At 38.7% G+C, this 9,572-nt stretch carries 6 protein-coding genes; 4 read left to right on the plus strand and 2 right to left on the minus strand.

The window, feature by feature from the left end:
- The first annotated feature begins 328 nt into the window (after nt 1-328).
- From GSF09_RS13685 to GSF09_RS13700, 4 genes are all read left to right on the plus strand, one after another.
- Nucleotides 329-2,509, plus strand: a complete 2,181-nt coding sequence (locus tag GSF09_RS13685; protein ID WP_159802454.1) for a tetratricopeptide repeat protein — start codon at nt 329-331, stop codon at nt 2,507-2,509.
- A 5-nt stretch (nt 2,510-2,514) separates the two neighbouring features.
- On the plus strand, nt 2,515-3,264 hold the full coding sequence (locus GSF09_RS13690; RefSeq protein WP_159802456.1) for a LytTR family DNA-binding domain-containing protein: 750 nt from the start codon (nt 2,515-2,517) through the stop codon (nt 3,262-3,264).
- Between the two features lie 250 nt (nt 3,265-3,514).
- Nucleotides 3,515-7,834, plus strand: a complete 4,320-nt coding sequence (locus GSF09_RS13695; RefSeq protein WP_159802458.1) for a fibronectin type III domain-containing protein — start codon at nt 3,515-3,517, stop codon at nt 7,832-7,834.
- A 158-nt stretch (nt 7,835-7,992) separates the two neighbouring features.
- On the plus strand, nt 7,993-8,556 hold the full coding sequence (locus GSF09_RS13700; RefSeq protein ID WP_159802460.1) for a DUF4256 domain-containing protein: 564 nt from the start codon (nt 7,993-7,995) through the stop codon (nt 8,554-8,556).
- A 43-nt stretch (nt 8,557-8,599) separates the two neighbouring features.
- On the opposite strand, the gene GSF09_RS13705 is transcribed toward GSF09_RS13700, so the two are convergent.
- Together GSF09_RS13705 and GSF09_RS13710 are read right to left on the minus strand one after the other, a co-directional pair.
- Nucleotides 8,600-9,223 (minus strand): DUF6705 family protein, encoded by a 624-nt coding sequence (locus GSF09_RS13705; RefSeq protein WP_159802462.1) that lies wholly within the window; start codon nt 9,221-9,223, stop codon nt 8,600-8,602.
- A 9-nt stretch (nt 9,224-9,232) separates the two neighbouring features.
- The coding region (locus GSF09_RS13710; protein WP_159802464.1) for a hypothetical protein at nt 9,233-9,572 on the minus strand (340 nt) is incomplete at its 5' end.

Raw genomic sequence — 9,572 nt, forward strand, 5'->3', positions numbered from 1 at the left:
CCGGAAATTCAATTGAATTTCCGGAAGTTTTTTTATACATTATAAACATCGGTAATATTCATCCACACTTTTCTTGTTTACTATTTTGCAGGCAGAGCCAAACGTTTTATGCCTGAAATACAACGTTAGTTCATTAAACGCCTTACATTATTCATTTACTAAAGCTGGAGCTATGCAAACAAATTATATTTACACTCTATTAAAAAATAATGATAGTTTTTAGTTGATTTAAGCTCCACGCAAAATTATGCGTGGAGTTTTTTATAATGTAAAGTTAATAACGCAGGTTAAAAGTTAATTCCTATTTTTGGGAGTGAAATTCCTTTACATGTTTAAGACTTACAAATTAATTATACTAATTGCTTTTAGTATTTTTTCAGGCACAGCATTTGGGCAGAGCAAATCATTAGACAGCCTCCAGAATGCACTTAAAACTTATACAAAAAAAGACACAGTAAGGGTAAACCTGCTGAATAAAATTGCAACTGAAATATTTGCCACAGATGTTGACAGGGCAATTATGCTTCTTAAAGAATCAGGTGAGATTTCAGACAAGCTTAATTATAAAAAGGGAAAGGCATACAGCATGCTTTTTACAGGCAATACGCTTATTAAAAAGGCAGAATACAAGCAGGCACTGATTAACTTTCAAAACGCACTGGCTATATATGAGGACCTATATGATAAGTTTGGTATGGCTAATTGCCTATTCAATTTTGGCAGGTCTTATTTTTATTTGGGTGATTTGGCTAAGGCAGAAAGCTATTATAAAAAAGCAATAGCACTTTGCGAGGAAACTGGTGACCAAAGGCGAATGTCGGCATCTTTATTGGGTTTAGGGGTTATATATGCCAGGCAGGCCGATTATGCCAAAGGTATTGAAACTTACAAAAAAGCGTTACAGATTGATGAAAAATCAGGTAATAAAAGGGGTATTGCAAACAACCTTATCAGCTTAGCAAATATATACAGAAAACAGGCCTTGTTTCCACTGGCACTGGAATATTACAGCAGGGGTTTGGAAATAAAACAGCAGATGGCCGACCCGCCGGGTATAGCCGCAGCATATAATAATATGGGCATGCTGTATGAAGATATGGATAAGGATAAAGATGCCTTGGAATACTATAAAAAAGCACTTGAAATATTTGAAAAGCTGAAGTATAAAAATGAAATTGTACTAAGTTTAGTCAATATTGGTATTATTTACATGAACCATGAAATGAGTGCAGAGTCCATGCAATGCTACCAAAAGGCATTGGCCCTTGCCCGGGAGATAAATTCTGTTAGTAATATAGGAAGCTGCCTGCTAAATATTGGCAGCCTGCACTATTTAAATAAAGAATATGATGCAGCACTAAGTAATCTTGAGGACGCAGCAAAGATTTTTAAAAAAATGGATTCAAAAGAGGAGCTGGCTTTCATTTATTTAAAAATGGGTTTTATCTATAAAATAAAGAAGGACTATAAGAAAGCACTTTATTATGCTTCTGAAAGTTCGGTATTATCCGATAAGGCAGGGCTGATTGAATACCAAAGGGATATTTCAAAACTGCGTTCTGAAATATATTATGAAAACCAGGAATATAAGCTTGCCTATGAAAACAGCGCAAGCCTGAATAAGCTTCATGACAGTATTTATAAAAAGGAAAATATTGACGGCATAGCGCAGGTAAAATATAAATATGAATTTAAGGACAGCCTTAACTCGGCTAAGCTGAGGGAAAACAGTTTAAAACGTACTGTAAAAGTTAAAGATGCGGAACTGATGACATCGCACAGGCGGACTATGTGGTGGATTGTTGGTTTTGCCTGCCTGCTTATAGCACTCTGTATTATACTGGCCCTGGTTAAAATAAGGCGTGTAAAAATGCGCAATAAGCAACTGCTTACAGAGCAGAAGCTTTTACGCTCGCAAATGAACCCGCATTTTATTTTTAACTCCCTGCAAAATATAAGGAGCCTTATCCACAACAAAAGGGAGGAGGAAGCCGTAAATTACCTTAACAGGTTTTCCAGCCTTACACGGCAGATTCTTGAAACATCAAACGAAAATTATATATCCCTTGAGGAAGAAATAGGTATTATAAAAAACTACCTGGCCATACAGCAGCTTTTATTCAGCCATCCATTTAATTACCAACTGGAGGTAGATGAGGAAATTGACCAGGAATCAGTTTTTATTCCACCGATGCTTACACAGCCATTTATTGAAAATGCTATAAAACATGGACTTTCCGGCAGTGCCGGTGCCGGAGTGATTAACATTAGGTTTTACCTGAAAGAGCAGCGGCTGTTTTTTGAAATTTGTGATAATGGTGTGGGATTCGGGACTTTAAAAAAAGAGGACGGGCACAAATCAATGGCTATGAATATTACCCGCGAAAGACTGATAAATTACTCCAAAAACCCCGAATCTATGGTGCATGCAGATAACATTACTGATGCCGATAAAAATGTTATAGGCGCAAAAGTTGTTTTTGAGATTCCATATCTTTATGAAAATTAATACCTATGTTAAGAGCTGTTGTAATTGATGATATAGATCCTATCCGCAAAGAGTATATTGCGCTGATTAAAGCTACATGCCCCACTGTTTCTGTAATTGGGCAGGCTGATAGTGTTGCAGCAGCTGTAAAGTTAATTAACCGGGAAAAACCTGACCTTGTTTTTCTTGATGTTGAGATGCCCGACGGTACGGGCTTTGACCTTTTGCAGAAGCTAAAGCCCTTTAACTTTAAGGTTATTTTTATTACAGGGCATGAGGACTTTGCCATAAGGGCATTTCGCTTTTCTGCAATAGATTACCTTTTAAAGCCGCTAAATCCTGAAGAACTGGCCGATGCGGTTAAAAAAGCTGAAGAATCAATGGACAGGCAGGTTTTTGATATGAAGCTTAATAACCTTTTTGCCAATCTTGAAAGGTCTAAAAACCTTCAAAAACTGGTTCTTAAAACGGCCGACAGGATTTATTCGGTTAATGTACAGGATATTGTAAGCTGTGAATCAGATAAAAATTATACTACTTTCAATTTTATTAATGCGCCTAAATTAATTGTTTCTACCCACCTCAAGGAATATGAAACCATGTTAGTCCCGCATAATTTTTTCAGGACACATAAATCACACCTTATCAACATGGCGTATGTTGACCACTTTATAAAAGCTGAAGGCGGCAACAGGATTGTAATGAAGAACAAGCAGGTTATCCCGCTTTCCGTGCGTAAAAAAGATGAGTTTTTAGTAATGCTTGACAGTCTTTAGCAAAACGGTTTTCATGAAAAGCCAAACGTTAGTAAACAATACTTCAACATTCGTTCATTGCCTGAAAATCGCATTTACTTTTAAAGTATTATTGTGATGTTTTAGTGTGTAGAACTTTACTTAATAATAATGTGCTTAATGCATAAAATATTTATCAAAATAATATAGATTTGCTGTCTATCTGAAAAAAGATATTGCTATAAGCCTAAAACTTTAGCATTATTCAATAACCAATTATTTAATACCCCACATGAAAAAACTTTACTTTTTATTTTTTGTGCTGCTCTCGGTTACTGTATTTGGGCAAACATACACGTTTACTACCTTTAATACTAACAATTCGGGCATTGCGTCAAATAGTGTGCAAGACTTTAAGCAGTCTTCAACAGGAACACTATGGATTGCCACCAATAATGGGCTCTCCGCGATGATAGGCAATAACTTTACTAATTATACAGTAAACAATTCAACCATCGCTACCAATTACCTGAACAGGATTGCAGTATCAGGTGCCAATGTTTGGGCTGGAACTTATCAGCAGGGGCTTGTGTACCGTAATGGTACTACCGGAGCCTTCTCAAACTATACAATGTCAAATTCTGGCATTCCAACCAATATGCCCACAGGCATTGCAACTGATAGCCAGGGAAACCTGTGGATGGCATCGGCATCTGGCCTGACTAAATTTAATGGTACAACCTGGACAACTTATAACACCTCCAATTCCCAGATAGGATCTAACGATGTAACATCGGTAGCGGTTGATGCTGGTAACAATGTTTGGATTACAAGCGGTAATTTGCTTCGCAAATTTAACGGGAACACATTTACCGTTATTACTGATGGTGTAGCTGAAATACTTAAAGTAACTCCGGGAGCCATTTACGTAAGTACGGGCGACGGCCTTGGTAAAATTGTAAATAACCAGTTTACCGATGTTTATTATGCAGATATTTCATGCCTTGCCAGCTGCAGTATAAAAGCTGCAGGCGTGGACGAAACTAATAAAGTATGGCTTGGGCTTGACAGTTGTGGTAACTATGAGGGAGGCATACAAAACTTTACAAATTGTACTACTTATACTACTTCTAATTCTGCATTGCCGCATAACAGCATTACTTCTATCCATGTAATTGATTCTAATGTTATTTGGGCAGGTACGCTTGAAGGCGGCCTTGTAAGGATGAACAAAACTGATGGGCCTGTATGCAACCCGCCAACGCAGCCTTATGTTGCCCAGTATGGGGATAACACAGCCTATCTTGCCTGGACACCGGCTAACCCGGCACCAGCGGCAGGTTATATATACCGTTATAATACTGTAAACAATGTTACGGGAGCAGGAGCTATAGAGAGTTCTACATCCCAAAACGGTGCAGGGATTGACCAGTTACAGCCAAGCACTACTTACTATTGGTGGGTAGCATCGGACTGCCAACCATTAACATGGGTTTCGGGAGGAAGTTTTACAACAGAACCTGCACCGTCAAATACCTGTAACCCTCCAACAAACCTGAGTATAAATCAATTTGAACTAACATCAACCAGTGTTAATATACAATGGGACGCAGCTATACCTGCCCCTTCAGGCTATTTATATGCTTATAATACAGTTAATACTGTTGGCGGAAATGATGGATATACACAAGGTACTGCTGCATGGATTGATGGCTTAACACCAAACACAACCTATTACTGGTGGGTAGCTTCAGATTGCCAGCCACAACAATGGGTACCGGGGGGAAGTTTTACTACACCGGCCGCATCTGGCTGTGGTATGCCTACTGCCTTATCAGTTTCAAATATCACGTCTAACTCAAGCAGGTTGAACTGGAATGCACCAGCCAGTGCACCTTCTTCCTATGAGCTTTATATTGTAACAACTAATACCCCGCCAACTGCCAATACTACTAATGTATTAACAAGTACTACTGCCGGGGTTGGCGTATTAAGCGGTCTTTCTGCTTCTACAACATATTATTACTGGATACGTTCAAACTGCGGTACAACAAAAAGTGCCTGGGTATCAGGTGGCAGCTTTACAACTATAGCTGCACTGACATGTAACGGCGCCAGCAACGGGTTATACCCTGCGGCTACTTTTACACCGGCATGCACGGGCGGTAACGAACAAATTGCCACTGACGCATATGCAGGCGAATATGCTAATGTAAATATATTGTCCAATAAACAATATACATTTACAAGCTCTATAACTACAGATTATATCACTGTTACCAATGCAACAGGAACAGTAGTTTATGCACACGGGCAAACACCTTTAAACTGGTCTTCAGATGCCACATCAGGGCTTATAAGGTATTACCTTCACAGCAATGCAAATTGCGGTGATCAGCAATCATCAAGGACACGTTCTATTAAATGTGTAGATGCTCCGGTATCTGGCTGTGGTGTGCCTACTGCCTTATCAGTTTCAAATATCACATCTAATTCAAGCAGGTTGAACTGGAATGCACCAGCCAGTGCACCTTCTTCCTATGAGCTTTACATTGTAACAACTAATACCCCGCCAACTGCCAATACTACAAATGTATTAACCAGTACTACTGCCGGTGTAGGTGTGTTAAGTGTACTTGCCCCTTCTACAACATATTATTACTGGATACGTTCAAACTGCGGCGCAACAAAAAGTGCCTGGGTATCAGGTGGAAGCTTTACAACTACAGCTGCACTAACATGTAATGGCGCGGCCAACGGTTTGTATCCTGACGCTACCTTTACACCGGCATGCACCGGCAGTAACGAGCAAATTGTTAATAACGCATATGCAGGGGAATATTCTAATGTGAATGTAGTTGGAAATAAAGAATATACATTTAGCAGTTCAGTAGCTACAGATTATATTACTGTAACCAACGCAACAGGAACAATAGTTTACGCAAGCGGGCAAACCCCTGTTAACTGGCAGTCAGGTACTACATCAGGGCTTATAAGGTATTATCTTCACAGCAATGCAAATTGCGGTGATCAGGAAACTTCAAGGGCACGCTATATTAAATGTGTAGACGCTGCTGTAAGCTGTCCTCCCCCGTCCGGTCTTTCAGTATCCAACATAACATCGAATTCAGTTAGAGTCCAATGGGTTATGTCTGCTAATAGCCAGGCAGCTTATGATATTTATGTTTCGCCTACAAATACCGCCCCGGGCCCTAATCCAAGTCCTATTGTTGCAACTAATACCACCAACCGCCAGTTATTACCAGGACTTAATGCCTCAACTGTTTATTATTATTGGGTTCGCACCTATTGCTCATCAAGTTCAAAAAGTGCATGGGTATATGGCGGTAGTTTTACCACTGCCCCTTTATTGGGCTGCAACGGTGCTACCTACGGTGTATATCCTGAGGCTACCTTTACACCGGCATGTACCGGTAGTAACGAACAGATTGTTAATAATGCATATGCAGGCGAATATACTAACGTGAATATATCAGCAAATAAGCAATATACGTTTAGTAGTTCTGTAGCTACAGATTATATCACTATTACCAACGCAACAGGAACAGTATTGTACGCATACGGCCAAACACCGGTTACATGGCAGTCAGGTAGTTCGGCAACACTTATTAGGTATTATCTCCACAGCAATACAAATTGCGGTGATGGGGCTACTCCAAGGGCACGTTACATTAAATGTACCGACGCCCAGGTAACGGGGTGCGGAATGCCTACTGCTTTATCTGTTTCAAACATTACATCAAACTCTTGCAGGATAGCTTGGACAGAGCCTGCTTCCACTACCACACCATCTAATTATGATGTGTATATAAGCACTAACAATACATGGCCGGAATACAATGCTAATCCAACCGCATCACCCATGAGTTCTATCCTTGTTAGCTACTCTCCACTGGCTGCTGGTACCACTTACTACTATTGGGTACGTTCTGTTTGTGGTTCTTCAAAAAGTGACTGGGCAACCGGAGGAAGTTTTACAACGCTGCCATCGCTTAATTGTAACGGTGCAATATTCGGATTATATCCTGAAGATACTGTTACACTCCAAAATGACGGATCTTCCGAACCTGTTGCCTATCAGGCTATGGCAGGGCAATATTCGAATGTTAATATAGCTGCCAATAAACAATATGTGTTTACAAGTTCTATTACTACAGATTACATTACAGTTACAAATGCAGACGGAACAGTTGTGCTGGCAAGTGGAACAACCCCACTAACATGGGTATCCGGCAATACATCAGGCACGGTAAGGTTTTATTTGCATGCCAATGCTAATTGCGAGCCAGATGATATGCCAAGAAATAGATTTATTGCAGGCACAACATTAGGTGTGGATGACTACATTAATGGTAAACAGATTTCTATGTATCCAAATCCAACTAAAGGGCAGTTTACAGTAGATGCAGGAAATACTATTCCTGATAACATTATGATTTTTGATAACATTGGGCGAATTGTAAGCACCCATAAGCCTAATACTGCTAAAACAACTTTGATGCTTGATGGGCTTTCCGATGGTATTTACTATGTGAAGGTTAATTATCAGGATAAGAATTATACAGAGAAGCTGGTTCTTAAAAAGGACTAATCCAAAAATGATAATATTAGTTTATAAAGCCCCGCATTAGCGGGGCTTGCTTTTATTAAAGTGACAGTGGATTTTCTTTTAAAGAGGATACATAATAGTATTACCATGTTTTAAAATTATAAAAGTTAATATATTAGCTGTTTTAAAAGCGAAAAATAATGAAGACTGCTAAAAAGAATTTATCGCCCCAACAAACAGAAGAGTTGCTTACGATTTTGCGAGGCCGCTTTGAGGAGAACATGCACCGCCATGAAACAATTAAATGGGATGAGGTTTTGGCAAGGCTTGAGTCAAACCCTGAAAAATTATGGTCGTTAGAGGAAATGGAGGAAACGGGGGGAGAGCCTGATGTGATTGGTGTTAATGATAAAGGTGAATTTATTTTTTTTGACTGCAGTGAGCAAAGCCCTAAAGGCAGGAGAAGCTATTGTTTTGACAGGGAAGCACTGGATGCGCGAAAGGAAAACAAGCCTAAAAGCAGTGCTGTGGAAACGGCACAGGCTATGGGAATTGAACTGCTGAACGAAGATGAATACCGCGAACTGCAAAAGCTTGGGGAATTTGATACTAAAACATCAAGCTGGATAAAAACACCGGAAGCTATAAGAAAACTGGGTGGCGCAATTTTTGCTGACAGGCGTTATAACACTGTTTTTATATATCATAACGGTGCTGAATCGTATTATGCTGCAAGAGGATTTAGGGGTAAGCTTTATGTGTGAATAATTATAGGATAAATCAACCTTACTCATAGTATCCTGGGTATTATTCAATTTTCACTAATTCAACATTGCCAGGAATACTCAATATAGAACTCATACCCTCATAAAACTCTTTTGGTTTACCGCGGTGTGTATTACTGTTAACCACCGCCAAAAAATGTATTTTTTGTGGTTCCCCGGCCAGGGTTAATAGTTTTTTTATTCTTGACTCTACATATACTCTATTTGTTAAATCTATAAAGGTACCATATATGCCTTCATTAGGTATAAATCTAAAGTAGCAGTTATAATTATTGGAATCAATTAATTTGTAAATCAAAGGCTTATCCAGTTCGTCTACTAATACAGTATTATTCTTTATCAGTTTATAATTAACTAATAATATATCCTGATAAATATAAAAATCAGCATTAGGTGCTTGAAACAAAAATTGGTTCACTTTACGTATTTTCAAGGTAAAGATGGTGTTATCCTGCTGGTACTGCCAGGTGCCTGTAAATCTATCTAATACATTATTAACATCTCTATAATAATCACCTTTTTCAATATTATTAGTTTCTAAATTATCATCTTCTAATGTTTTATATTGAAGTACAGGCGGTGTTTGTGCCTGCAGGTATTGCGAGGCAATAAACAATAATAGGAAAATATTTATTTTAATAAGCATCCTGGGGTATTATCCAATTTTCACTAATTCAACATCAAAGGGTATACTCAACATGGAACTCATACCCTCATAAAATTCTCTTGGTTTGCCGCGGTGTGTACTACTGTTAATCACTGCCCTGAAATGTATTTTTTGGGGTTCCCCGGCCAGGGTTAATAGTTTTTTTATTCTTGACTCTACATAAACACTATTTGTTAAATCATGAAAGGTACCTTTAATCCCTTTGTCTGGATAATATTTGGTATATCTATTATAACCAGGAGAATCAATTAACGTATAAACTAATGGCTTATCCAGTTGGTCTACTACTACGGTATTGTTTTTTACCAATTTATAAGTAACCAAAATA

The sequence above is a fragment of the Flavobacterium sp. MK4S-17 genome (assembly GCF_009848495.1).
Lineage (GTDB): Bacteria > Bacteroidota > Bacteroidia > Flavobacteriales > Flavobacteriaceae > Flavobacterium.